Origin of the sequence: Litorimonas haliclonae (assembly GCF_965138505.1) — a bacterium.
GTDB lineage: Bacteria > Pseudomonadota > Alphaproteobacteria > Caulobacterales > Maricaulaceae > Litorimonas > Litorimonas haliclonae.
Map to the genome: position 1 here is coordinate 338641 of NZ_CBCSCO010000001.1, position 24934 is coordinate 363574.

Sequence of the window (24934 nt, forward strand, 5' to 3'; positions counted from 1 at the left end):
TCTTATTTCAGGCCAGCAGCGAGTCTGAAGAGCTCACTGCAATTGTCGGACTGCTCCAAATTATCAACAGTCTCTATGAGCCCGTCTGCGACGACTTTCGCATTGACCTTACGCAATCCGAAAGCGACACAGTCGCGAAATTTCTGTAAATGCTGCTCTTGGGTCAGTGGAAAGACAGGGGCGCCGAAGAGACGATCAATCTTGGCACTTTCTTTATCTCCGTTTGCAAGGGCGGCTGTGACCGATTGCGGAACAAATTCTGCCGGATCTGTCACGTTGTTCGTCTCGACCGAGATTCTCGAAGCAATATCTAGGATTTCTAAGTTATTGAGATCACCTTCCGTAAAATCATTAAGACTGACCGTTCCGCGCAGGAGGGTAATCGCCCCTAAATAGGGAAAACAAAGTCGGGCATAATTTGCGCTCATTCCTACCTTAGCCGGACGATTGACAAGACGCGGAATAATAGGAGGCGCGGTCAGAGTTAAGGACTTTAATTTCTCCGCCGTAACACCTTGCTCTCTCAGAAGCTGAATAAGCGTAATACCGCCTTGCGCCGCGCGGCCTGTCGGGAATGGTTTCCAACTCACTTCTGTGATGCGGTGAACTTTACCGAGTCGGGACAAAAGCACTCCCGCTTCCGCTTCATCCTCAAACATATTGAAATATCCGAACGGCCCCTCAAGAGAGCTTTCAGGACCGTGAAGCCCGTTCTGGGCCAAATCACACGCCACAACAGCCGCTCGGGCCGCCCCTGCAATTTGAACAGGCAGTGTCGGTTTTCCTTCGACATGAGGCTGCATTACGCCAGCACATTGAGAAAGCGCGCAGCCCATAGCTGACATTGCAGTGTCTTCGTCAAAACCACGAAGTCGAGCTATTCCCAAAGTCGCCCCAAACAATCCGGCAGTCGCGGGGCGAAAAAACTTTAGAGGTGACGTGACCGCTACGCCGAGTTCTACCGCAATATCCACGGCAACAATTACAGCCTCAAGTAATGCTAATCCGCTCACCCCGCCCTGACGATCAGCTTCAGCTGAGAGGGCCGCAAAAATAGTGGCCATCGGATGAACAACGGCTGGTTCATGGACGCAATCATATTCCATGGAATGAATCTGAAACCCGTTGAGATACGCGGCAGACGCTGTTGGGGCTTTCTCTGCGCGGCCCCATAGGTGAGCTGCCTCACCTGCCCCAAAAGAACTTACCGTCGCATAAACGGCCTCATTGAACGGAGCTTTTGAGCCGGCTATTCCAACACCAAGGCTATCCAGAACAAATGTCTTAGCCTTGGCGTATGCGTCATCGGAGAAATCTGAATGGCTCAGCGCATAGTGTGCAACATGTCTAGAAATGGCACTCATGGGAGTAAAACCTTATAACTTTGAAAGTCATTCGCCAAAGTCGCATCAACCAAGGCTTTTGACTTTTTCTCTGATACGCCTCCCTCTTTCAGAAGCATCAAGGCTTTTTCAGTGACGTCTTTATTAGAGAGCGGGCATTCCGGGTCGCCATAAGCGTCATCTACGGAATAACGTTTACCCCCGGCTATGACGGCCGCGCCGTAATGCGCTGGATAGGCCTTATTAAATCCTTTTCCTTCCCTCACTTGCACCAAATCCCGAACACGCATAATTTGTAAGTGATTAATCACGTCAGCAGTAAAAGCGTCTAAGGTGAGCGGGTGGCCAGCAAAGATAAGCGCCACGCTGTGTTGGAGAGAAAACTTCGCTTCAGTCGTCGACTTTGGGTCTGGCCGGTCACAAAATTTCAGGGCATCAGCATAAGTCTCAACAATAATCGGGCTCTTCCCGTCCCAAGCCTCGACAAGTTTGGCCGCGTCTATGGCCGCATGGGCGTGACGACATGCCGGATAAGGCTTTAACGACGTCTGATGGATTAGCCATCCGTTGCCATAGTCTTTAAACACGTCCTGCGGGTCTGCTCCCGGGCAGGTCGCAGCAAAGAAGCCCTGCTCGCCTTCTAAAATGGAGCGCGGACCCTGAAACCCTTGCGCGGACAATAGTGCGGATTGAACGCCCGCCTGTGCGGCATGTCCGGCGTGGAGCTGCTTCGCCATAGAATCGGATTCATGCCGTGTTTGCCAGAAGCCCGAGGCCTGCGTGCCTGCCAACCCTAAAGCAGAAACTAAATCGCTTTTGTCTAATAAATAGCACGCCGCCGCAGTCGCCCCGAAAATACCGCATGTCGCCGTATTATGCCAAAACGCATAATGACCCGGCCCGACCGCACGGCCAATTCGGAGGGTGATTTCATAGCCAATAACAATCGCGTTTAAAAACTCTTCGGCGGTCGCACCTACATGCTCAGCCATAGCAAGCGCGGCAGGTATAACGGTCGGCCCCGCGTGAAGGATAGCCCGCTTATCAACATCATCCATTTCCAGGACGTTGCCGAGACAACCATTATGCAGCGCGGCCATCTGAGGAGACGCTTTGGACGCGCCAATACGGATGCAGTTACCGTCTTCATTCGGGAACGCGTTAGTAATTTTCTGTCCTGCTGGCTCTTGCCGTCCAGCAACCGCACACCCTGTCCAGTCGAGAAGCAATAATGAGGCCCTGTCCCGATCCAGTTTCGAGATTGGACGCGTCAGCATGGAGGCCAAGTCTTGGGTCAATGTCCTCATATTTGAACAAGCCTAGTATTAGTGTGAACAGACATTACTCCGCCCGAAACATCGCAGATCGGGGCGAAATAAATCACAGATCCTCTTTGGTTAGTCGGGTCAGTCCGACTCCGGCCAAATTACCGAAAATGGCAATCGCTACCAGTCCCATAAAGGGCCAAAGCGTTCCGTCATATATAACGCCGGAAATCACAGAAAACAGACCGCCGGTGACGAGGCCCAAGGCGCTCGACGTCCCCGCCGCTGTCGCCGCCAGTTTGGGATCGAAACTGATCGAACCTGCCAAAGCCAAGGGACATAACAATCCCGTTCCGAGCATAGCCAGCATGAGCGGAATTATAAGAGCCAATACGCCACCTCCGAACAATGAGAGACTCCCCACCATAGCAGCCAATGCAATAAACAACCAAAGTGACGCCACAAAAAGAGTTCGCCGCATTCCGAGAAAACCTGTCAAACGCGTACCGAGTAGCGACCCCGCCATGAAAGATAAAGACAGACCAATCCAAGCAGAAATGAACACGCCCGTATTTTGGTTCAAAATATTTTCAAAATAGTCCGGGGCGAACGGTAAAAATGCAAAGAAGATCCCCTGCCCGAACCCAAATATCAAAGTGTAGCCAATAAATTCTGGACTGCGAAATAAGCGGTTATAATCCCGGAGCAAGTTACGGGGTTCTTTATTCGCTGGACGGGTTTCGGGAAGGCTCCAAATGGCTAGGAATAAAATAACGGCCCCCGCAAAGGCGCATCCGGCGAAAATACTTCGCCATCCAAAAGTTGTGTCAAGAACGCCGCCAAAAACCGGAGCTAAAATGGGACCGAGTCCCATCGCAATGGAGATGTAGGACAGAGAAATGGCAGCTTCTTCGCGGGGTTGTAAATCATTAACGATAGCGCGGCTTGTAACCGTCCCAGCGCTAACGCCGACGGCCTGTAAAAAACGGCAAAGAACCAAAGCGGTCCAACTCGTCGTCAGAAAACTGGCGGCACTGGCAAGAAAAAAGATTGCAAACCCAAAGAGCAAAACAGGACGGCGTCCATACCGGTCTGCAAGCACCCCGTGAATAGGTTGGGCCACACCTAACCCAACCAAAAAAACCGATATCATGAGTTGAATATCCGCGACAGGTTTCAAAAACTCCAAACCAATGGCCGGAAAGGCAGGCACCGGGAAAGACATAGCAAAGGGCGACAGGCTGCACATTACCGACATGAAGAGAATAAATCCCCATCGGTTTTGCGTCAGGCGTAAGGCCCGGGCGTTCATTTTACCTCTCCGGATGTTTTCAAATCGACAGTTCGGGCAAAAGCGAGAGGCGTGCTCTCCAGCTCTGTGGCTAAGGTAGAATTCCATCGATTGAGAAACCCGAACATAGCGATCACCGAAACGATCTCGACTATTTCATCTTCTGAGAAATAATTCTTTAAGTCAGAAAACGCCTCATCTGTCACGTCATTTGGAGTGTGCCCGGCGGCTTGTGCCACCCTTAACGCCGCACGCTCGGCCTCTGAAAATAACTCTGAGGTTTCATACTCCCAAGCCGCCTGAATCTTTGCGGTTTCGACTCCATTATCATGCGCCCCATTCGCCGTATGCACTTGGCAGTAAACGCACCCGGCCGCCGTTGAGTTAATATAGCCAATTAAACGTTTCAGGCCCGGGTCAAGCGTTCCTTGTCCGTATACCGCTTGTACCAGGCTCAGCAGGGCTTTGGTCAATGCCGGATTGCGCGCCATAATAAGGGCGTCGTTCGGCGTAAATCCCATTAGCTGCTCACCGACTTCGATGAGAGAACGCACATCCGCAGGAAGGTCTTTCTTCTCGATTGGTGTCACGCGCCCCATCAGAGTTTTTTCTTTATCGCGGCGGTGTGTTCTCCGAATTCAGGTAAATCAAAAGAGAGTTGTGCAGGCTCGTCTGAGAACCGCATGGGGTTGTGAATATGTTTTCGGTTTTTGGAGTCTATGGAGACAGGTGCGCCGTCTTCACTCAAAGCCGTCTTAAGGGGACGAATTATTGACCAGCAACAGTCCACATTCGCCAGAAAAGTTTCCCATTCGCTTTGAGGTTTTGAAAGAAATTCCTTCGCCAGAAAGGCCTTGACCTCGCCTTGTTGCCCGACAGGTTTTTTCATTTCTTTAATTAAATGTTCCGCGTCTAAAGCCGTGAGGAGATTAGCGACAAATTTCGGCTCACTCCCGCCGAGGACAATATGCCCCCCATCGGACGTCCCATAAATATTGACGAAGGCATTGCCGCCGAAGCTACGCATCTCGGAGCGCTCCGGTTGACGGTTTTCAGCAAAGATCGCGCCCGTCACATTTGGAACCCAAGAGAGGAGGCTGTCATACATAGAAATGTCGAGATAATCGCCTTGCTTGGTCGTCTCCCGCCGATAAAGCGCCATTAGAACGCCGGACAGCGCATGAAGAGACGCCGTCATATCCGCACTCGGCATAGGCGTTAAGGCAGGCGCGCCGTCCATGCCGCGTGTCAAATCAGCCGTTCCGGCCATAGCCTGAACGATCAAATCGTGAGCAGGTTTATCCTTGTATCGTCCAGACTGTCCAAAGGCAGAAATCGAACAATAGACAATACCGGGGTTAACCGCTTTGATAGCATCGTAATCGACTCCCAAACGTTTCACCACGCCCGGGCGAAAAGCTTCAACAAAGACATCCGCCTCTGCCGCCAATTTAATGAACTCGGCATGTTCCGACGAGTCTTTCAGATTTACTTTATAACTTTTTTTGCCGCGGGCGATATTGGCAAACCAGACAGAATTTCCCTCTGAATACTTTTCCCCCATGGCCCGGGTCGGCTCTCCAAGACCATTATCCGGCTCGACCATAATGACTTCTGCCCCATGATCGGCCATCATCATAGTCATGTGCGGCCCTGGCAGAAACGCCGAGAGGTCCAGAACTTTGACGCCCTCAAGCTTCATTTGAAAACTCGTCCGTATTTGCGCCCAGCTCAGGCGAAATACCGCCTTTCAGACGCTTTCCGTTCAAGCGGTAAGGCGAGGACAAGAGGCGAATTTTCTGCCCTGGCATGTCGTCATGCTTGTCCTCATAAATCATTTCGACTTCGTGGACGTAGTCGTTTTCAAGCGCTTGCGCGATATCATAAACAGGGGCGGCGGGGACATAACCGCCGAATTTTTCCATCCAATGCTCAACCGTATTGGTTTTTAAAACGCCTTCGACTTCATCCTGGACGATTTTTCGGTTCTCACGTCGGTCTTCGACTTTAATGAAACGCGAATCCGTCACCCACTCAGGCCGACCTAAACACTCACAAAGACGTTCCCAGAATTTTTGCGTCTGACAACAAAACATAATCCATCCATCCCCAGCTTCCATTAACTGGCTTGGCACAATGGCCGGGTGCGCGCCGCGCGGTTGCCGCGTCACGACATCACCTGAATTCAAATACCACGTCGCGGGATAGGACAGTTGGTGCAGGGCCGTATCAAAAAGGGACACATCAATATCGCACCCCTCGCCTGTTCGATAAGCGCCGAAGACAGACGCCACCAAACCTGTCGCGAACATTGAGCCCGTCATAAAATCGACCATAGACAGACCGAAGCGTACAGGCGGTCCGTCTGGCTCGCCGGTCACAGAACAAAAACCCGCCTCCGCCTGCATAAGATAATCATATCCAGGCCAAGCCTCCCGGGAATTGCCGCGACCGTAAGCCGATAAATGGGCGCAAACAATTTTGGGGTTTATCTCTTTCAAGGCCGGATAATCTATTTTCAATTTTTTCGGGAGATCACCGCGTAGGTTATTCGACACGGCGTCAGCTTCTTTTACCAGTTCCTCAAAGGCCTTGCGTCCTTCTTCCGTTTTCAAGTTCAAAGAAAGCGATTTTTTGTTTCGGTTAAATGTCTGAAAAAACTGGCTGTCTTGCTCGCCTATCAAGTGCGGGGAGACAAAGCGGGACACATCCCCGCCCGTCTGCGGGTTTTCAATTTTAACGACTTCCGCGCCGAGATCGGCCAAAAGCTGCGTACCATAAGGCCCTGCGCCGTATTGTTCCACCGCGATAATGCGTATGCCTTTAAGGGGAAGATTTTGTGTCATTCTTGGCTACTCCGTGCCCCGTCGTTCGGGGCCTCCTTGTGTCATTCCGTGACCTTTTGAAGGAGGCTCTCAATCAAATCGGGGGCACGGAACAGATGAGAAAATTAAATCTTATTCCGTGCGATCTGTTGCTTGGCGATAATGATACGCTGCATTTCATTTGTGCCTTCGCCGATACACATGAGCGGAGCTTCGCGGTAGAGGCGTTCAACCGGGTATTCTTTGGAATAGGAATAGCCGCCGTGAATTCGCATGGCCTCCAGGGAGTTTTCTGTCGCACATTCAGACGCGAAATACTTCGCCATACCGGCTTCCATATCGCAGCGCTCGCCGCTGTCATAAGCGCGGGCGGCGTCAAGAGTCATAAGTTCAGCCGCTTTGGTTTTTGTCGCCATTTCGCCCAATTTCAGCTGGATTGCTTGATGCTCACAAATAGGTTTTCCGAAAGTCTTCCGTTCCTGAGCGTAGCGCGTGGATTCTTCCAACGCCCGGCGCGCGATACCGACCGCGCGAGAGGCAATATTGATCCGGCCCAATTCAAGACCTCCCACGGCCATGTAAAAACCTTTGCCCTCTTCGCCGCCAATCAAGTGACGCTTGGCATCTAGTTTGTAGTCATCAAAGAAAAGCTCGCAGGAATCGATACCTTTATAGGCTAGCTTTTGCATTTTATTGCCAGTGGTGAAGCCCTCATATTTCTCGCCGGAATCAGGGTCCACTTTGGGCGTGATGAGCATAGACATGCCTTTGTAACGCGGGTCCGCATCAGGGTTTGTTTTGACCATCAAGGCAACAGCACCGCCCATCAGACCATTTGAAATCCAGGTCTTGGAACCATTCACGACATAATCGTCGCCCTCGCGTTTGGCGATAGTTTTGATGGCCTGCAAATCCGTGCCCGCATTCGGTTCCGTCAGTCCTAGCCCGCCCCGGATCTCACCAGAGCAAAACTTCGGCAGCCAATACTCTTTTTGAAAATCCGTGCCGTATTTTTCAACAACTGTCGCCATCATCAAGTGAGAATTAAATATCCCCGTCAGGCTCATCCATTCCTGAGCGATCCGCATGACGATCTTGGCATAGGTGGAGGCCGATAGACCGAGCCCGCCATACTCCTGTGAAATCGTCGCGCCGAATAATCCAAACTCTTTCATATCCTCCACGAACTCGTGCGGATATTCATCGGCGTGTTCCATTTCCATGACCCGATCACGCACTTTCTCGCGGCACCAGCGGTCAATCGTGTCCAGCATCATATTTTCGTCTTCGGCGGTCCAGCCATTTTGATCTGTATCGGCGCTCATTTTCTTTCCTTCATCCTGGTTCCGAATAAAATCCGGACTCCAATTAGTAATTTTCGACTTTATCTTCGACAGCGTTCCCAGCACTTGGGATCAACATATTGCGAATAAAGGTACAGACCATAGTGCCGTCCTGGTTAAAGCCGCGCGTCACAATCGTTACGATCCCTTGCCCCGGTCGGGATTTACTCTCGCGCTTTTTGAGGACTTCGCTCTCCCCATAAATCGTGTCACCTGCAAACACCGGCGCCGTAAACTTAACTTCATCCATGCCAAGGTTCGCAATCGCCTTTTGGCTGCAATCGGTCACCGACATGCCGATAAGAAGCGCCAAAGTGTAAGGGCTAACGACCAAGCATTTCCCGAATTCCGACGCGGCCGCGAATTCATTATCGAAGTGCATGGGATGGGTATTCATAGTCATCAAGGTGAACATATGGTTGTCATATTCAGTGACTGTCTTGCCGGGCCTATGCTCATAAATATGACCGACTTCGAAATCGTCATAATACCGACCAAAGGTCTCCCGAAATCGGTTCGGGCCTACTTCTTTTACACTACCAGACATGTCGTTTTCCTATGCGTCTTATTTGCCCGCCCAAGGGCGGCCTACTGCTCTTGCTTCAGTTTATAACGCGAACTCGTGCCGCATCATTTGACACGGCGCAATCGGAGAGACCTTGGCTATACCTTACACTCGAAATAAAAATTTCTATTTTGCGGATATTAGCGATTATGGCTTTACCTGCTCCGCAAAATGGGTAGCAATATCTTCGCGTCGCGCAATCCAAACATCATCTCGGTTCGTCACATAATCAAGAAACTCTTCAAATGCCCAGATACGGCCGGGACGACCGATGATCCGAAGATGCAGCCCTAGGCTCATCATCCGCGCCCCTTCTTCTTCAGCTTCAGCCAAAAGTACGTCAAAAGTTCGCTTGGCGTAGTCCAGCCACATCTCGGCCGTAAAGCTCGGATCAATCCAGAATTTCATATCATTGGAATCAATGGCGTAAGGCAGAACAATGAGAGGCTTCGTCGTTCCATCGCCCATATCGACTTGATCCCAATAGGGGAAATCATCCGAATAATCGTCCATGTGATAAAGATAGTCTTCTTTCACAAGCGATCGCCGGATATTGTCGGTATGTAGATAACGCGAGAGATAGCCTACTGGGCGGCGCCCCGTTGTTTCTTTGATAGACTTTGTACCCTTAGCGATAAAATCGCGCTCTTCTTCCTCGCTCATAAACGCCGTGAAAAGCCAGCGATAACCATGCGAACACGGCTCATCCCCGCGTTCCGCAATCGCCTCGGCCAGCCAAGGCGCTTTTTCCAAAGCTTGCGCGCACGCCGTCCACGTCGCCGGGACTTTCGCCGAATTCAAGAGCTTTAAAATACGCGGCGCGCCGCGATTAATGCCGTATTGATAATTAGATTCATTCCCGTGAACGCGCATTTCCTTGCGCGGACTGGCTTTCAGCTCATCTACAGGTTCCGGCCCGCGATCGCCTTGGAGTATAGATTTTTCAGCGCCCTCCTCAACATTCACGACGAGAGAAAGCGCGAGCTTGGCCCCATTGGGCCACGTAAAGTTTTTGGGAGCAGGTTCGTTCATTTTTAGTCAGTGCCTGTAATTTCTCTATGGGTTTTGATGAGCAAATAAATAAGTAGAGGAAGAATAAAAAAGTAGAGGAAGTTTAATTTAGCTACAAAAGCAAAGAGACCCATCAAAACAATCAAGACATAGCCCAAAATGAAACCGGGAAGCATCTCTAAATATCTATTCCAACTCCACACCCCTAATGCGGCTCCTCGCCTCCACTCACATTCATGCTCTCGGCGGTGATATATTTCGCCTCATCCGAGCATAAAAAGGCGACGGCATTGGCCGTGTCTTCGGGCAGTCCGGGGCGGCCCATGGGGATGCGGGCGGCCATGGCTTTCATATAGTCTTCAACGCTATCCGCACCGGTGACTTCGGCGAAATATTCATTTTGCCACGCGCCGAGACCTGTTGTGACATGGTTCGGACAGACATTATTGACGGTGATATTATGCGCGCCGAGTTCCGTCGCGGCGGAACGCACCAAGCCGACCAGACCATGCTTGGAAGAGGTATAAGCCTGCGCATGCGGAAAGCCGGACTTAGCCGCCTGCGACGCCACATTAATGACGCGTCCGCCCGTGCCTTGCTGAACCATAATTTCGGCGGCCGATTTCACCCCGAAAAACGCGCCTGACAAATTCACATCAATGACAGCGCGCCAATCCTCCTCTGAGACCTCCAAAAGAGGCTTCATAATATAGCCAATACCGGCATTATTAATCCAGATATCAAGCGAGCCATGCGTCTCTTTGGCGTGTTTTGCCAACTTGCGGACTTCGTCGAGAGACCGAACGTCACATACACAGGTTGAGGCCTCTACGCCCTTTTCGCGCATTTCTTCTGCTATGCTTTCCATTTCGTCCGTCGTGCCGATATGTTCCTCTCCCGTTGACGCATCCCGGGACTGTCCGATGTCAGAAATGACGATATTTGCGCCGTCCTCGGCTAGACGTTTAGCAATAGCTTCTCCCAGACCGCCGCGGCGTCCGGAGCCAGTGATAACCGCCGTTTTTCCCTTAAGGCGCATTATAATTTCTCCGTCGTGATAAAGACTAGGTCAGACGTCATCTCCTGAAATTCGGCTGCAACTTTCTGCATAGATTCGCTGCCGGCATCCTCGCCGAATTGATCCATGTCTAGAATGTCGATCGTTTCGAAATATTGGTAAGGGGGTTTATCTTCGGAGAATAATAAACCCGTTGTCTTGAAAACTTCGAATTTTTCAATCGAACCAAGCCCGTTGACGGTCGGAATATCCACTGTCTTGGACCAGTTTTCATAATCCGAGACACTCACACCCTCTTTTAGATTAAACAAAGCCAGAATTTTTGCCGCCATGATCGTCTCCCGTTTCTACAGTTTTGTTCTTACACTGTTTTGTAAACCTCTGATGTCTTTCGCCTTGATATTACTCAACTCTTTTTCGGCTAATGTGTTTATCACAGGCAAACAAGACTGGAGATTTATTTATGGCCTATGACGGACCCCCTGATTACCGCAATGTTGGTGAGCACGGCATGTTTCCAAAAACGACGCATGACGAGAAAGCTCGCTTCAATTTTTTGGCACATCTGAATCGCCATTTGGCATCCAAAATTCTGCCCGGTGTAAAGACAGCGTATGATACCCGGATTGCCCCGAACGCGCCAAAACCGGAAACACGCCATGACGTTCGCAAGCAACTTGTGAACGATCCGCTCTTTCAACACTGGAGCGCCCTGCGCCGGGGAACCATGGAGCTTCGTCAACAAGCCGGGCGGTGGGTGACAATCCGGCAAGGGGAAGAGATGAACGCCCGCGCCAAGCAGTTGACGGAAGGCGACCCCCGCCTCGCATTGGACCCTAATTTAGAAATTCCGAACTATCTCTCTCAAATCGATCATCATTGTATGCCAGGTTCTTATCACGACGAGATCGTGCCCGGCGATGTCACGGGCGCCGCTAATTATGATTGCGGGATTTTTGTCACGACAGGAGGGGGGCTGGGCCGGTACAATGACGGAGGCGGTCACGCCGTCGTCGCTTGGATGAAAGAAAACCGGCCAGATTTTTCTCCTAAACGTATTCTCGATATTGGCGGAGGGCTTGGCCAGAACGTCTTACCGATTGCCGAGGCTTACCCGGAGGCTGAGGTCGTTTGTGTTGATACGGGCGCGCCTGTCCTTCGCTACGGTCTCGCCCGCGCCAAGCTGATGGGTGTTGAAAATGTGCGTTTCGTTCAAGCCAACGCCGAAGACCTGTCTATGTTTGAAGATGAGTCTTTCGACTGGGTGCAGTCGACCATGTTTCTTCACGAAACTTCTGTAAAAGCCATGCCTAAAATCATGGCGGAAAGCTATCGCCTCTTAGCCCAAGGCGGCATCGTGATGCATGTCGAACAACCGCAATATGGTGACGACATGCCTCTCTATGACCAAGCTATTCGAGATTGGGATGCTTATTATAACAATGAGCCATTTTGGACAAAAATGCACGAACTGGATCTGGATCAATGGATGATAGAGGCCGGTTTCAACAGAAAAGACCTCTTACATGGCGGCGTGGCCGCCGTGGTCGATAAAGATCTTTTTCCTGAACACGCCAAGGATGAGGTCGAAGATTTCGGCCGAAAAGCGGCTTGGCATATTGTCGGAGGTGAGAAAAAAGCCGCATGACCAATCCGCTTGATCCCCTAAGCCTGGCGGGCGCCAAGCCAAAAGGCAAACGTCCTTACTTCTTAAAAGATCCCGATGTCGAACGCGTTATGTCCGTGACGATGGCAATTGCGCAAGAGCTGGCCGTGATGCGCGAACGCCTTGATACAGTCGAGCGTCTGCTTTCTGAGAAAGGCATTACGCAGGACGATATTGAAAATTTCAAACCAACCAAAGATCAAGCTGAACAGCGCGGAGCTTGGACGCAAGAGTATCTCGCCCGTATCCTGAGAATATATCAGCAAGATATTGAGGCCCTTTCCAAACCCGAAGAACCGACGTCCGAAGAGGTCGGCCATGAGTTAGCAAAAGACGAATAACGATGAGAATTAAGAGACAGTTTGTGGACGGCCTTTTTGGACAAGTTCATATTAGACAGGCCGAAGCAGGCACTACCTCTGATAAGCTCCCACTGATTTGCCTTCACCAAAGTCCAAAATCGAGCCGCGAATTCAGAAAAATATTACCTTTTCTTGCAAAAGACCGACAGGTAATTGCCATAGACTCCCCTGGGCACGGGGAATCCGATTTACCGCCCTCAATAGACGAGGCCACGATTGAAAATTACGCTACATCCGCTTGGGAAGTCGTTAAAAGCCTTGGGTTGGAAAAGATTGATATATTAGGACATCATACAGGGGCTAAAGTCGCGACAGAAATGGCAGTGCAACAACCTGACCGAGTTCAGAATATTGTGATGGTCTCTGCTCTGGTTTTAAACGAACAGGAAATAAATGAATTTGAAAAACAGTTTGATCCAATTCCATTAGACCACGCGGGGACGAGATTTACAGAGCAGTGGAAACGAGCGATTGAATATAAAGATCCCGACAGATCACTTGAAGATTTAGCCGATAGTTTTGCCGAGAATCTAAGGGCCGGAAATGCTTATGAATGGGGTCATAAAGCCGCTTTTGAATATAGCAGAATTTTTGCAGAGCGGATCAAATCTCTTCCGCATAAAATAATTGTATTAAATCCTAAAGACATGCTCTTTGAGTTAACGCCGCGCGTCGAAACATATCTCCAAAATGGTGACGTTATCGACAAACCGGATTGGGGATTCGGATTTATGGATACGATACCGGAAGAGTCTGCTAAGGAAATCCTTTCCCATTTCTAACTCTCAAGCTCACGGCCAATTTAAAGATAATCCTTCGCCATTGAAGGCTTTAGGGATTCAATAAATTTATTTGCATTCTCTATTAATTCTTGGCGAACTTCTTTGTCCATGTTTTCAAGATTACGATAAGGCATCGCCAACCGGTTATTGCCCTGCAATTTTTCTTTGTTTCGATCTAAAAAATGCCAGTAAAGCGAGTTGTAAGGACAGGCTTTTTCTCCGACCCTGTCTTTCACATTATAGGCACAGTCTTTACAATAATTGCTCATACGATTGATGTAGGATCCGCTGCTCGCATAGGGCTTAGAGCCTAATAAACCGCCATCTCCATATTGGCTCATGCCTAATGTGTTCGGCAGTTCCACCCATTCAAACGCATCCAGATAGACGGACAAATACCATTCATGAACATCATAGGGATCCACTCCGATAAGCAGCGCAAAATTGCCCGTAATCATTAACCGCTGGATGTGGTGCGCATAGGCGTATTCCAGAGTTTGCGAAATCGTTTGGGAAAGGCAACGCATGTCAGTCTCACCTGTCCAGTAAAAATCGGGTAATTTGAGATCCGCTTCCAGATAGTTTTGCGTGTCGTAGCCTGGCATTTTCAACCAATAGATACCTCGAACATATTCACGCCAACCGATGATCTGGCGAATATAACCTTCGACGGAATTTATGGGCGCCTTCCCGTCCTGATAAGCGGCTTCAATTTGCTCGCAGACCTCCAAAGGGCTTAGCAAACCGGCATTGATATAAGGCGAAATCAGCGAGTGAAACATAAAGGGCTGATCTGACACCATTGCGTCCTGATAGTCACCAAATTTTTCAAGCTGGTTCTTGATGAAATATTCTAGGCTTTTGAGAGCACCCTCTCGCGTGACTGCATAGAAAAATCCGTTCACATCTCCCAATCGCGTCTCAAATTGGGACTTCACCATCTCGATAACGTCGTGCGTTATCGAATCCGGTTTAAATTTCAAGGCGTCAGGAAATTTCATTTTGTCTTTGGGCGGCATTCGGTTTTCCTTGTCGAAATTCCATTTCCCTTCAACAGGCTTATCACCCTCCATAAGCAGACCGGTTTTTCGGCGCATCTCGTGATAGAAATTCTCCATACGAAATGATTTCCGATCCTCAGCCCAGTCAAAGAACTCGTCTTTTGTTGCGATAAACCGATCATCAGGGGTAATAGAAACAGACACTCCCAAGGCGGCCTCCCATCCCTGAACATCCTTCAAAACTCGATAGACCGAAGGCTCACACACTCGAATTTGGTCAATGTCGTGACGCCCCAGCGCGCGTTGCACCTCTTTGCGAAACGTTCCCTCATTTTTTCCATCGCTTAGTTTGACATAATCGACATCCCACCCTTGCTGCCGGAGCTCCTCACAAAAATGACGCATGGCTGAAAAGAGAAATACTAATTTGGTGCGATGATGAGGCACCGTTGTCGCCTCATTCATTACTTCCATCATTAATATAACACTCTCTTCTGGCTCACTAACCGCTAGGGAGGAGAGCGTGTGTGAAAGTTGATCCGCAAAAATGGGTATTAGAACCTTAGACATATGATTATTACGAGCGATCAAAGACAAAGTGTCAAAATTTTCTCGTCTTTGGCCCGATTGGCCTTTAAGAAACCCTCATGAGATCTCTACCGCCCCTCCCCCAAATTGTTATCGAACCTATCGTCAGATTAGCCTTGGCGGAGGATTTCGGTGTGTCGGGGGATTTATCGGCCAACCTCCTTATCCCCGAAAATGCGCACGGGAAGCTTGTCATGCGGGCACGCGAGAACGGCGTAATTGCCGGGCTGCAAGTGGCCGCACTCACTTACGCGCTCGTTGACGCTGAGATGACCTTTACCCCGCAAATCAAAGACGGTGCTTTAGTCAAAGCCGGCGACCTAATCGCGACGATCGAAGGCCCTAGCCGTAGTTTACTATCTGCTGAGCGGATTGCTCTAAACTTTTTAGGGCGCCTATCCGGCGTTGCGACACTCACCCGGCAATATGTCGAACTCGTCAAAGGCACAAATGTCCGTATTGCGGCCACTCGGAAAACCACACCAGGGCTGCGCGCGCTAGAGAAACAGGCGGTTCTGGCCGGAGGGGGATTTGCCCACCGCGAAAGTCTCGCCTCTGCGATCATGATTAAAGATAATCATATCGCGCTCGCTGGCGGCGTCGAAGCCGCGCTCTCTACGCTTAAAAACAATGCGGATCATATGACACGGATCAGTGTCGAGGTGGATACGTTAGAGCAATTAGAGATCGTGCTGACCTTTGAGCCGGATGTCGTCCTTTTGGATAATATGGGTCCGGATAAATTGCGCGAGGCTGTGTCATTGGTCTCGGCCTCTAAGTACAATCGTCCCGTTCTAGAGGCCTCTGGCGGCGTAAACTTGGATACTGTCCGAAGCTTGGCAGAAGCGGGGATTGATGTCATTTCCATCGGCGCCCTCACGCATTCTGCGCCGAATTTCGATATCGGAATGGACGAGTCCTAAGAGAGGTTTAGGTACAAAAAAACGCGCTTTCGAACGAAGCGCGTCATTTCTTCAACAACATTGCGGCCTAAGTCGGAGGCGCAACGTTCATTGACGTGCTCTTGCGAACAGGTTGTTCCTGCCACTTAAAGCGATAAAATTTATGAACGCCGATTTGGCCGTTAAAACGAAGAGTTTTAGCCCAAGGCGGGTTCACCCAGATAGTGTGGTAATGCGTGGCATTATTCGTCAGCTTAGGGGCCGAACCTGTCATACTGAGGGCCGCAATCGCCTTTGACCGCTCCCACGCTTTACCCTTTGGTACGCGGTTGATATTGGGGTCACAGGTGAAGCTGAACTGGCATCCATGCTTACGTTCTGAACCTTGGAAAACAACGCCGCAGATTGAATTTGGATAGTGTTTGGACTTCACGCGGTTCTGGATCACTTCGGCAACGCCTATTTGGCCGGAACGCGTCTCACCGCGGGCTTCGAAATATATTGCCTCGGAAAGACAGTTGAACTCTTTCATGTCATATTTTGCAAGTTGACGAACAAGAGGTTGTGATTTTGTCAGCGTTTTAATCGCAGCATGATCGCGTTGCGCAGCTGTCGAAAGCTCTGCACTCGTGACAACTTTTGTCAGATCAGACGCCAAAGTGTCTGTTTCATAGAAATCTGAAACATCAGACGCTTGCACAACTTCCGTGAAGACATCTGCTTTCGCAGCCCATTCCGCAGCTACACGCTGAGACTCAGCTTTTTGTGCGATTGCCGGAAAGGCAACACTCGCTGCTCCCACAGCTACCAAGCCCAATGTCCAGCCCGCAAAGATATATCGTTTCTTACCCATTGGCGCGCTCAATAAAGGTCTCCAGGAAAACCCACAACAGTCAGTTCCATCCCGAATGCAGTTTTTTCTTAAAACAAGGTAAACTGTTGCAATCAGGTCACTCTTAAGCACTACATATAGTTTTTATGAATTTATATTACAACATATAGACCCATTTTTATCCACGAGTAACTGTTAATTAACACTCATAATTAGTTCAAAACGAGATTTGATTCTCTTTTTCGCGTTATTTCTCCTGGATTATAATTAATTTCCGCCTCTTTGCTCCGCAGGTCTCCCGATTTAATTTTCTAAGTTTTTCACGTAGAAATGGCTTATTTCCTTCAAGACACAAATTGAATTCGCGCCAGAACCGTTCATAAGGCGGTTCATGAAAATCGCTCTCCTTATCCTGGTCTCCGCGCTCTTTACCGCCGCCATATCTGGCGTTTTTGGTATGGGCGGCGGTTTGATCTTTATGGGCATCATCGCGACTTTTCTGACCGTTGCCGAGGCTATGGTGGTTCACGGTGCTGTGCAGAGCGTGAGTAACAGCTTTCGGGCCTATCTTTTAAAGGATGGAATATGTTGGAATATTCTGGGATGGCAGCTGCTCGGCGCTCTGCCCGCGATACTGCTTTTGGCTCTCGCCTCTGTCACATTGAACAAAGGACAGCTTTTTCTCGCCCTCGGCTTACTTCCGCTCTTGCTCTGGCTACCTAAAGGGTGGCTGCAAGGGGACGCCAAGAAACCCTCAAATGCTGTTCTTTGCGGGGCGATGGTTATGGGTCTGAACCTGACAGCGGGCGTCGCCGGCCCCGCTCTCGATTTCTTCTATGTCAAAACCACTCTGACCCGGCATCAAATAGTGTCGACAAAAGCCGTGACCATGTTTGCGTCTCACATGGTCAAAATTCTTTATTTTGGCCTTCCGCTGGCCGCCAGCGCCGGACTGGGCGGATTGCCGCCTTGGTGGGTATTCCTCCTCGCTATCCCCGCGGTTATGGCCGGAACCTATATGGGAACGCGCCTGTTAAAGCATTTCTCAGATGTCGGCTTTCGATCTATCAGCCGCTATCTCGTAACCTTCATAGGTTTTGTTTACGTACTCAGGGGTTTATCCCTTTTGGGTTTCCTCTGATTGAGCCACATATAAAGGCTTATTCCCGACAGGGTCACGACTGTGCCGACCCCATCCCAAAAGGAAAAGGGCTCGCCCAAAACGACAATCGCCGCCACAATCGTGGCCAAGGGCCCAATCATTCCCATTACGGCGACAGTCTGCGCGCCGATCCGCCCCATGGCGACGTTAATCAAAAAGCTCGGCAGTATAGTGGAGAAAAAAGCAATCGCGGCGCCGAGAAAATAAATCCTCGGCGGCAAGTTCAAAGCCTCGACAACGCCCTCTTGGCTTAGGCTATAGATAACGAAATGAGTCAGGATAGCCGCCCCGGCGCCAATCATGGCAAGACAGGTAAATATCTTTGACCCGACCTTATCAATCAGCCGCTTGGCCAGGAGTTGAAACAATCCAAACAGAACGGCGGCGCACAGAAGTAGCGCACTACCTAAAGGTACGTTCAGTCCGGTGGCGATATCACCGCCCAGAAAAACAACTCCCAATCCGCTATAGGCGAGAATGATGGCGGCAATTCCGCCTTTGGTTATCCGCCCTCCGAAAAAGAGCGCGCCGAGAATGACCACAAATACGGGATAGGTGAACAGCAGAAGCCGTTCCAACTGAGCCGTAATGTATTTCAGGCCTGAAAAATCCAGAAAAGTACAAACATAATATCCCATCACCCCCAAAAGCGCTGCCTGTAGGATGTGTTTGAACGGAATGGCCGCGCCGTCCTTTCGCAGGGAAAAAATCAAAATCCCTATATAAATCGGCAAGGCAAATCCCATTCGCAAAGCCATCAATGTAATCGCGTCCAGATCATTGGCATTTAATCCCCCAGTCGGAAGATAAGCCACCTTGACCAGGATTGCCTTCATGGAAAAGAGCATCGCCCCGAGAGCCGCAAAAACATACCCTGCCTTGGCTTTGTGCAAAGGCTCAGGGGAAGAGCCTCCTATAAGGGGCTGAACCGCTGTTTCCCGCCACGTGGTTCTCATGTCGGGCGGTCCTTTTTGCGGCGGGATTTGAAAAATGCTTTCAACAGATCTGCCGACTCTTCACCCAATATGCCTGCCTGAGTTTCAGGACGGTGATGACATGTTGGCTGTTCGAAAAAGCGGACGCCGCTTTCAACCGCGCCGCCTTTCATGTCGACTGCGCCGTATACCACTCGCCCAAGTCGCGCCTGCGATATCGCCCCCGCGCACATCGTGCAGGGCTCCAAAGTAACATATAGCGTCAATCCGCTCAGGCGGTAATTTCCGGATAATTGAGCGGCTTTTCGTAATGCCAGGATTTCCGCATGGGCCGTAGGGTCGCTTTCTGAAATCGGCGCATTGCCTGATTTCGCGACTATTTCCTGTGTGACAGGGTTGACCAGAACCGCCCCGACAGGCACTTCGCCCCGTAGAGATGAGGCTTGCGCTTCCTCCAGCGCTAGGCGCATATAGTCTTCATCCGTCATAGACGCTTCATCTGCGTCCAAACCCAAATGGTCAAGTCATGCCCGATATGCAAAAAAGAGACCCGTCCAAATCCAAAGGGCAAAGCAAGCCGAAACTTGCCGACAAACCCGGCGACCGGATTGCGAAGTTTCTCGCCCGGGTCGGCGTGGGGTCGCGGCGCGATGTCGAAAGAATGATTGATGATGGCCGGGTCAAGGTGAACGGCAAAGTCCTGACGACCCCGGCTTTCAAGGTAACAGGCAAAGAAAAAATTCTCGTCGACAATGCGCCTGTGGAAGCCCCGGACATCCCGCGTATGTGGAGATACCATAAACCTGACGGCTTGGTGACTTCTCACAAAGACGAACAAGGCCGGCGGACTATGTTTGAGGCCCTGCCCACCAATATGCCCCGCGTCATTTCTGTGGGACGTCTCGATTTGACCTCAGAGGGACTAATCCTGCTCACCAATGACGGCGAGCTTGCCCGCGCGCTAGAGCTCCCTAGCACAGGTTGGTCCCGCCGCTACCGGGCGCGCGCCTATGGTAAGGTGACACAAGAACAATTAGACACCCTCAAAAAAGGCGTTGTCATAGACGGTATTCCCACCGGCGAAATCATTGCCACGTTGGATCGGCAGCAAGGCGATAATGCCTGGATTAATGTAACCCTTCATGACGGCAAAAACAGGGAAGTCCGGCGCGCGCTTGAAACGCTCGATCTGAAAGTAAACCGCCTCATCCGTGTTTCTTTCGGTCCCTATATGCTCGGCGATCTTGGCAAAGGGGCGTGCGAGGAAATTAAAACGCGCGTTCTGCGCGATCAGGTCGGACACCTTATCGACATTCCCGAGGAAAAATCGCCCACGCGGAAGCCCAAACGCGGAAGTTATGCCAGCGCGAAACGCTTCCAAAAGAAGCCGAAGGACGAAAACGCCGCTAAAGGCCGAGGTAAATTCGCAAAGGGCAGCGCAAAACCCGCGTCAAAACCTAAATCGAAACGGCCTGCTAAAAAAATCGTTGGCAATGCATATGGTAAGCCCGGTGGCAAAACATCAGGCAAATATGCGCCCAGATCTCATGGGAAAAGCGGACAAAGAAAAGGGAAGACATAATGCGAATTGTCTCGGGGTCATTACGGGGCCGAAACATCATAACCCCTGACGGGCGAAAAACTCGCCCGACAAGCGATCAGACCCGAGAATCTATCTTTAACATCCTCACTCACGCCGAATGGGCGCCGTCATTAGAGGGCGCCATCGTCGCTGATATCTTTGCAGGATCAGGGGCTTTAGGCTTAGAAGCCATCTCTAGAGGCGCGGAATTCTGCCTTTTCGTCGAAACCGAGCCCAAAGCCCGCGGCGCCATTCGGGATAATATCGACAAGATGAACCTGTTCGGCTGCACCCGCATCCACCGCCACAATGCGGTGAAGCTCAAAATCGCACCAGGAAACCTCCGCGGCCCCTTCACCCATATCTTTATGGATCCGCCTTACAATAAGGGACTATGGCGCCCCGTCCTTTCCCGGCTGAGAGAATACGACCTCATCGCCGACAACGGCGTCATCATATTGGAAGACAGCGTCGAGGCTGAAATTGACATCAAAGGATACGAAATACTTGCCGATAAAAATTGGGGCGCGGCGAGGGTTTTGTTTTTAAGAGAGCATGAAGTCCGCCTCTAAGAATACTAGAACAGATTTCAACGCTAGTTATTTCTCATCAAGCAAAATGTCCAAAACCTCTATGAGATCTTTGGTGTAATAGGTGCGTTTGGGGATAAAGGCATCAGAAGACAAATATTCTATGTGACGCCGCATCTGACCTTTCGCGACACTCCTCCATTCTGAACCCGACGTATTTTCGAGAATTTCTTCCAGTGAGAATAACATATGCGCCACAAATAACTCATATTGAGTAAAGCGGCCTTCTTTTCTCAATTTTTCAAGGTCAGGGGTTACCAAGTCCGGTCGGCATACGCAATCTTCCAAATATTGTCGGTAAAGCTGCTTGGCGGTCGCTTCTCTTTGTGTCGTTCTAGAAGACCGAACTTGAAAAATTACAAGGGGAATACCAACAAGTGCAAAGGCAGTCGCTATAGCTGTAGCAAATCCACCAACAACCGTCGCTAAATTAACCCAATCTTCAGGCATATCCCTCTCCTAACTACTATGCATTATCCAAGTATAGCTTTTGCCGGAAATAATGAACCTCATTTTTAAATTTATTAGATCTCTCTAATAGACGGCACTTCATTTAAAACCCGTTTTCAGACGCCTTATCGACGCCCAAACAGTCTTTCAATGTCGGCCAGCTTTAATTCCACATAGGTCGGGCGGCCGTGATTGCACTGGCCGGAATGGGGCGTGGCCTCCATCTGGCGCAGCAGCGAATTCATTTCCGATCCATTCAGACGACGACCCGCGCGGACGGAGCCGTGGCACGCCATGGTGCCGCAGACATGTTCAAATTTTTCCTTGAGGCTCAATGCTTCGTCATATTCGGAAATATCATCGGCGAGGTCACGCAAAAGGCCCTGAACGTCCATCTCGCCGAGCAAGGCCGGGGTTTCGCGTACGGCCACGGCGCCTGCACCAAAGGGCTCAATATTCAGGCCCATTTCCGCCAGCTCATCCGCGCGCTCCAACAGGCGCGCCGCATCGGTTTCGCCTAATTCCACAATGTCTGGAATAAGAAGCGCTTGCCGCTCCACGCCCTTGCCGCGCATCGCGTCTTTCATCCGTTCATAGACGAGACGTTCATGGGCGGCATGTTGATCAACAATGACAATGCCGTCCAAAGTCTGCGCGACGACATAAGTTTCATGAAGCTGCGCGCGCGCCGCGCCGAGCGGTTTCGCCGTGAGGTCTTCCCCCTGCCCCTGCACGGGATAACCTTGTGGGTTATAGGCTTGCCCCCCTTCGTAAGAGGATGTGCCGTCAAACGCCTCGCCGCCTTCTTCAACCTTTGCGGAAAAACCGTCGACGAGAGGCTGCAAGGCCGAATCATTCCGATAAGGCGGCTGATAATTGGGCGCGTAACCGCCGCGCTGCGGACTATAATTCCCCTGAAGCGGCATATGGCTCTGCCCGGTCTGAATACGGCCCAAAGCATAGTCACTCACTGTTGTGCTGGCGCGGTGGCCGGCTTCCTGCAAAGCGTGGCGCAAGGATTTGACAATAAGACCGCGCACGAGGCCGGGGTTACGAAAGCGCACCTCTGTCTTTGCCGGATGAACGTTCACATCAACATGGTCTTGCGGCAGGTCGACATAAAGCGCGACCACCGCATGACGATCCCGCGCAAGGTAATCCTGATACGCCCCGCGCACGGCCCCGTGCAAGAGTTTGTCGCGCACTGGTCGTCCATTGACGAACAGATATTGATGTTGCGAATTTCCGCGAGAAAAGGTGGGAAGACCCGCAAACCCCGTCAGCGCAATATCTTCTCTAACCTGATTAATTGGCACAGCATTGGCGCTGAAATCCTCGCCCAGAATGCCGGCCAGACGCGCCAATCGACCGTCCATACCCTCGCTTTGACCTGCCAATTTAAGCGACACTCGTGATGTTGATCCCAGCGTCATTCCAACGATTGGATTGGCCATAGCCAGACGTTTCACTGTGTCGGAAATCGCCATAGCCTCGCTGCGTTCGGATTTTAGAAATTTTAACCGCGCCGGCGTGGCGTAAAACAGATCGCGCACTTCAACCCGCGTGCCGTGCAATCCGAACCGGGCGGCGGGTTTAGGCGGCGTGACCTTGCCGCCTTCGACGCGCAGATCCCAAGCGCTGTCCGAGTCCACCGTCTGGCTTAAAAGGGAAAGCCTCGCGACAGATCCGATGGACGGGAGCGCTTCGCCGCGAAACCCCATGGTCGAAATATTCAATAAATCCCAATCCCCTTGCGAATTAGGGGAAAGTTTAGAGGTGGCGTGACGTTCAACCGCAATAGGGAGCTCTTCGGAGCTCATGCCGCGCCCGTCATCCGTAATAGAGATGAGCGTCCGTCCGCCGTCTTCATAACGGATATCAACCTGACGCGCGCCAGCATCAATTGCGTTTTCGACAAGTTCTTTAATCACGCTAGCCGGGCGCTCAATCACCTCCCCGGCCGCTATCCGGTTGACGGTTTCATTGGGCAAGCGGCGAATCGATATTGGCAGAGCGCTCATTAAAAAAGCCTAGCGACTGAGAGGTCACTAGGCCATGATAAGCAGCAGGTTAAGCTGTGGACACTAAAGCCCGGGCAATTTTGGCCCGCCGGGGCGTTTTGAAATCTCGACTTCGCCTCCGCCAGTCGCGGCATTGACAGATTCGAGGCGCTGCGCTTCGCGTTCTGGATCGAGCGGGACAATTTCGCCTTGATCATTGACCAGCTGTCCATTTTTCCAGAACATAATACGGTCAGCAAACCCTTTTGTTTTGCGTTCGACAGAATTCTCTCCATCGATTTTTAATCGAATTTCCTGATCAGCGCGCCCAACATTGGCCTGGCTCATCAGTAACGCTTCGCCTTCACTCGGCTCGGCGGCGTCAATATCGCCGATTAGCGCTTCACGGGCGGCGCGTTGGGAGTAATTGTCATCTGCCGAACTTTCACCCACACGCGGGGGACGAAGATTATATTCCGGCGGAATAACCAATGGCGCTTTCGTGAGAATGTTAAATTCGTTCGGCGTATCCTTGCGAAGACCTAAGGCTTTCGACGTCGACGTGCATCCAATCAGGAAAGCCGAAGCGGTCGTTGCGAGAATAATCGGGGCAAAAATGCGGCGCATACTGTCCGTCCTTCATCAATTTTTTTATCGCCATAGCGTCTATCAAGGCATGCGCCAAGTGACCAAAGGTTTATTTCGCAGTTTTTGAGTCATCCCGGGTCAGGAATGCGCCGACAAAGAGCATCACGACGCCTACCGTGATGGCGCTGTCCGCGATGTTGAACGCATAATTAAAGCCAATATCACTGAAATCAATGAAATCAGTTACAGCCCCAAAAAAGAGACGATCAATCCCGTTGCCTATGGCGCCGCCAATAACCAGGCCCAACCCCCATTGAGACATCTTATCGCGCGTCTGTCCTAAAACCCAAAATAATAGTCCGCTCATGCCCAGAGCGAAAATTGTCAGAAGCCAGCGTTTCACCGGCGAATCGCCCTGCAATAACCCCCAACTGATTCCCTGATTGCAGACGAGAGAGAAATCCATGATGGGACTTAGGTCATAGGCGACGTTCGGCTTTGGATTGATCTCACAAATATTGAGCGGCATTTCAAAGAACCGGATAATGAGATATTTCGTTAATTGATCGAAAAAAATGATCAATGCCGGCAATAAAACACCAAAGCGCAGCCAAATTTGCTTGCGATTAGGGGCTGGCGCGCCCTCGGAGGCTGGAACGGGTGTCTTTTTAGTCATGGCGGCGCAATTGCCACGAAACCGCACAATTGGCAATCACCGACAGAATTATAAGAAACAAGGCTCTGCTTTCGCCTGTAATTGTAACCAATCTTTCATTGGCGAAGCGCGATGAAGTCGTTAGACAGTTTTCAAAGATGAACCGATAAACGGCTAT

At 50.8% G+C, this 24934-nt stretch carries 26 protein-coding genes; 7 read left to right on the forward strand and 19 right to left on the reverse strand.

What is annotated here, in order from left to right:
• Positions 1-2 precede the first annotated feature (2 nt).
• From ACNA05_RS01475 to ACNA05_RS01525, 11 genes are all read right to left on the reverse strand, one after another.
• Positions 3-1364 (reverse strand): MmgE/PrpD family protein, encoded by a 1362-nt coding sequence (locus tag ACNA05_RS01475; RefSeq protein ID WP_415809598.1) that lies wholly within the window; start codon positions 1362-1364, stop codon positions 3-5.
• Positions 1361-2650: an MmgE/PrpD family protein gene (locus ACNA05_RS01480; RefSeq protein WP_415809599.1), complete on the reverse strand. Its 1290-nt coding sequence runs from the start codon at positions 2648-2650 to the stop codon at positions 1361-1363. The genes ACNA05_RS01475 and ACNA05_RS01480 overlap by 4 nt, the downstream gene beginning before the upstream one ends.
• Positions 2651-2723: 73 nt before the next feature.
• Positions 2724-3920 carry a multidrug effflux MFS transporter gene (locus ACNA05_RS01485; RefSeq protein WP_415809600.1) on the reverse strand — a complete coding sequence of 399 codons (1197 nt, stop codon included), beginning with the start codon at positions 3918-3920 and terminating at the stop codon, positions 2724-2726.
• Positions 3917-4498, reverse strand: coding sequence for a carboxymuconolactone decarboxylase family protein (locus ACNA05_RS01490; RefSeq protein WP_415809601.1), 582 nt, complete (start codon positions 4496-4498; stop codon positions 3917-3919). Before ACNA05_RS01490 ends, ACNA05_RS01485 begins: the two co-directional genes overlap by 4 nt.
• On the reverse strand, positions 4498-5601 hold the full coding sequence (locus ACNA05_RS01495) for a CaiB/BaiF CoA transferase family protein (RefSeq protein ID WP_415809602.1): 1104 nt from the start codon (positions 5599-5601) through the stop codon (positions 4498-4500). Before ACNA05_RS01495 ends, ACNA05_RS01490 begins: the two co-directional genes overlap by 1 nt.
• The gene (locus ACNA05_RS01500) at positions 5591-6745 is read right to left on the reverse strand and encodes a CaiB/BaiF CoA transferase family protein (protein ID WP_415809603.1); all 1155 of its coding nucleotides are present in this window, start codon (positions 6743-6745) and stop codon (positions 5591-5593) included. The genes ACNA05_RS01495 and ACNA05_RS01500 overlap by 11 nt, the downstream gene beginning before the upstream one ends.
• Before the next feature lie 104 nt (positions 6746-6849).
• Positions 6850-8049, reverse strand: a complete 1200-nt coding sequence (locus ACNA05_RS01505) for an acyl-CoA dehydrogenase family protein (RefSeq protein ID WP_415809604.1) — start codon at positions 8047-8049, stop codon at positions 6850-6852.
• Positions 8050-8092: 43 nt separating this feature from the next.
• A complete protein-coding gene (locus tag ACNA05_RS01510; RefSeq protein WP_415809605.1) occupies positions 8093-8614 on the reverse strand; it encodes a MaoC family dehydratase in 522 nt (173 codons plus the stop codon).
• Between the two features lie 165 nt (positions 8615-8779).
• Entirely contained in the window at positions 8780-9664 is an 885-nt protein-coding gene (locus tag ACNA05_RS01515; RefSeq protein WP_415809606.1) for a polysaccharide deacetylase family protein, read from the reverse strand.
• A 184-nt stretch (positions 9665-9848) separates the two neighbouring features.
• Positions 9849-10682, reverse strand: a complete 834-nt coding sequence (locus ACNA05_RS01520; protein ID WP_415809607.1) for an SDR family NAD(P)-dependent oxidoreductase — start codon at positions 10680-10682, stop codon at positions 9849-9851.
• A complete protein-coding gene (locus ACNA05_RS01525) occupies positions 10682-10993 on the reverse strand; it encodes an REDY-like protein HapK (protein ID WP_415809608.1) in 312 nt (103 codons plus the stop codon). The genes ACNA05_RS01520 and ACNA05_RS01525 overlap by 1 nt, the downstream gene beginning before the upstream one ends.
• A 131-nt stretch (positions 10994-11124) precedes the next feature.
• On the opposite strand from ACNA05_RS01525, the gene ACNA05_RS01530 reads away from it, so the two are divergent.
• From ACNA05_RS01530 to ACNA05_RS01540, 3 genes are read left to right on the forward strand one after another with little or no spacing between them, the layout of a single operon-like run.
• The gene (locus tag ACNA05_RS01530) at positions 11125-12309 is read left to right on the forward strand and encodes a class I SAM-dependent methyltransferase (protein ID WP_415809609.1); all 1185 of its coding nucleotides are present in this window, start codon (positions 11125-11127) and stop codon (positions 12307-12309) included.
• The gene (locus ACNA05_RS01535; protein WP_415809610.1) at positions 12306-12668 is read left to right on the forward strand and encodes a hypothetical protein; all 363 of its coding nucleotides are present in this window, start codon (positions 12306-12308) and stop codon (positions 12666-12668) included. Before ACNA05_RS01530 ends, ACNA05_RS01535 begins: the two co-directional genes overlap by 4 nt.
• A gap of 23 nt (positions 12669-12691) precedes the next feature.
• Positions 12692-13471: an alpha/beta fold hydrolase gene (locus ACNA05_RS01540; protein ID WP_415809611.1), complete on the forward strand. Its 780-nt coding sequence runs from the start codon at positions 12692-12694 to the stop codon at positions 13469-13471.
• A 20-nt stretch (positions 13472-13491) separates the two neighbouring features.
• Here the strand turns inward: ACNA05_RS01540 and ACNA05_RS01545 are convergent, their stop codons facing one another.
• Positions 13492-15042, reverse strand: coding sequence for a cryptochrome/photolyase family protein (locus tag ACNA05_RS01545; protein ID WP_415809612.1), 1551 nt, complete (start codon positions 15040-15042; stop codon positions 13492-13494).
• 77 nt (positions 15043-15119) lie between these two features.
• Here ACNA05_RS01545 and nadC point away from each other — a divergent pair, with 77 nt between their 5' ends.
• Positions 15120-15983, forward strand: coding sequence for a carboxylating nicotinate-nucleotide diphosphorylase (gene nadC / locus ACNA05_RS01550; RefSeq protein ID WP_415809613.1), 864 nt, complete (start codon positions 15120-15122; stop codon positions 15981-15983).
• A gap of 67 nt (positions 15984-16050) precedes the next feature.
• On the opposite strand, the gene ACNA05_RS01555 is transcribed toward nadC, so the two are convergent.
• Positions 16051-16815, reverse strand: coding sequence for a cell wall hydrolase (locus ACNA05_RS01555; protein WP_415809614.1), 765 nt, complete (start codon positions 16813-16815; stop codon positions 16051-16053).
• Between the two features lie 370 nt (positions 16816-17185).
• On the opposite strand from ACNA05_RS01555, the gene ACNA05_RS01560 reads away from it, so the two are divergent.
• Positions 17186-17935 carry a TSUP family transporter gene (locus tag ACNA05_RS01560; protein ID WP_415809615.1) on the forward strand — a complete coding sequence of 250 codons (750 nt, stop codon included), beginning with the start codon at positions 17186-17188 and terminating at the stop codon, positions 17933-17935.
• Here ACNA05_RS01560 and ACNA05_RS01565 read toward each other — a convergent pair.
• Both ACNA05_RS01565 and tadA read right to left on the reverse strand, forming a co-directional pair.
• Positions 17896-18912, reverse strand: a complete 1017-nt coding sequence (locus tag ACNA05_RS01565; RefSeq protein ID WP_415809616.1) for a DMT family transporter — start codon at positions 18910-18912, stop codon at positions 17896-17898. The two genes, ACNA05_RS01560 and ACNA05_RS01565, sit on opposite strands and share 40 nt — an antisense overlap.
• Complete coding sequence (tadA, locus tag ACNA05_RS01570; protein ID WP_415809617.1) at positions 18909-19379, reverse strand: tRNA adenosine(34) deaminase TadA; 471 nt, start codon at positions 19377-19379, stop codon at positions 18909-18911. The genes ACNA05_RS01565 and tadA overlap by 4 nt, the downstream gene beginning before the upstream one ends.
• A gap of 38 nt (positions 19380-19417) precedes the next feature.
• Here tadA and ACNA05_RS01575 point away from each other — a divergent pair, with 38 nt between their 5' ends.
• Together ACNA05_RS01575 and rsmD are read left to right on the forward strand one after the other, a co-directional pair.
• Entirely contained in the window at positions 19418-20473 is a 1056-nt protein-coding gene (locus ACNA05_RS01575) for a pseudouridine synthase (protein ID WP_415809618.1), read from the forward strand.
• Complete coding sequence (gene rsmD, locus ACNA05_RS01580; RefSeq protein ID WP_415809619.1) at positions 20473-21045, forward strand: 16S rRNA (guanine(966)-N(2))-methyltransferase RsmD; 573 nt, start codon at positions 20473-20475, stop codon at positions 21043-21045. The genes ACNA05_RS01575 and rsmD overlap by 1 nt, the downstream gene beginning before the upstream one ends.
• A gap of 27 nt (positions 21046-21072) precedes the next feature.
• On the opposite strand, the gene ACNA05_RS01585 is transcribed toward rsmD, so the two are convergent.
• The 4 genes from ACNA05_RS01585 to lspA form a co-directional block, all read right to left on the reverse strand.
• Complete coding sequence (locus ACNA05_RS01585; protein ID WP_415809620.1) at positions 21073-21513, reverse strand: hypothetical protein; 441 nt, start codon at positions 21511-21513, stop codon at positions 21073-21075.
• Positions 21514-21638: 125 nt separating this feature from the next.
• Positions 21639-23534: a DNA mismatch repair endonuclease MutL gene (gene mutL, locus ACNA05_RS01590; protein WP_415809621.1), complete on the reverse strand. Its 1896-nt coding sequence runs from the start codon at positions 23532-23534 to the stop codon at positions 21639-21641.
• A gap of 63 nt (positions 23535-23597) precedes the next feature.
• Entirely contained in the window at positions 23598-24140 is a 543-nt protein-coding gene (locus tag ACNA05_RS01595; protein ID WP_415809622.1) for a DUF3035 domain-containing protein, read from the reverse strand.
• 70 nt (positions 24141-24210) lie between these two features.
• On the reverse strand, positions 24211-24777 hold the full coding sequence (lspA, locus tag ACNA05_RS01600) for a signal peptidase II (RefSeq protein ID WP_415809623.1): 567 nt from the start codon (positions 24775-24777) through the stop codon (positions 24211-24213).
• Positions 24778-24934 lie beyond the last annotated feature (157 nt).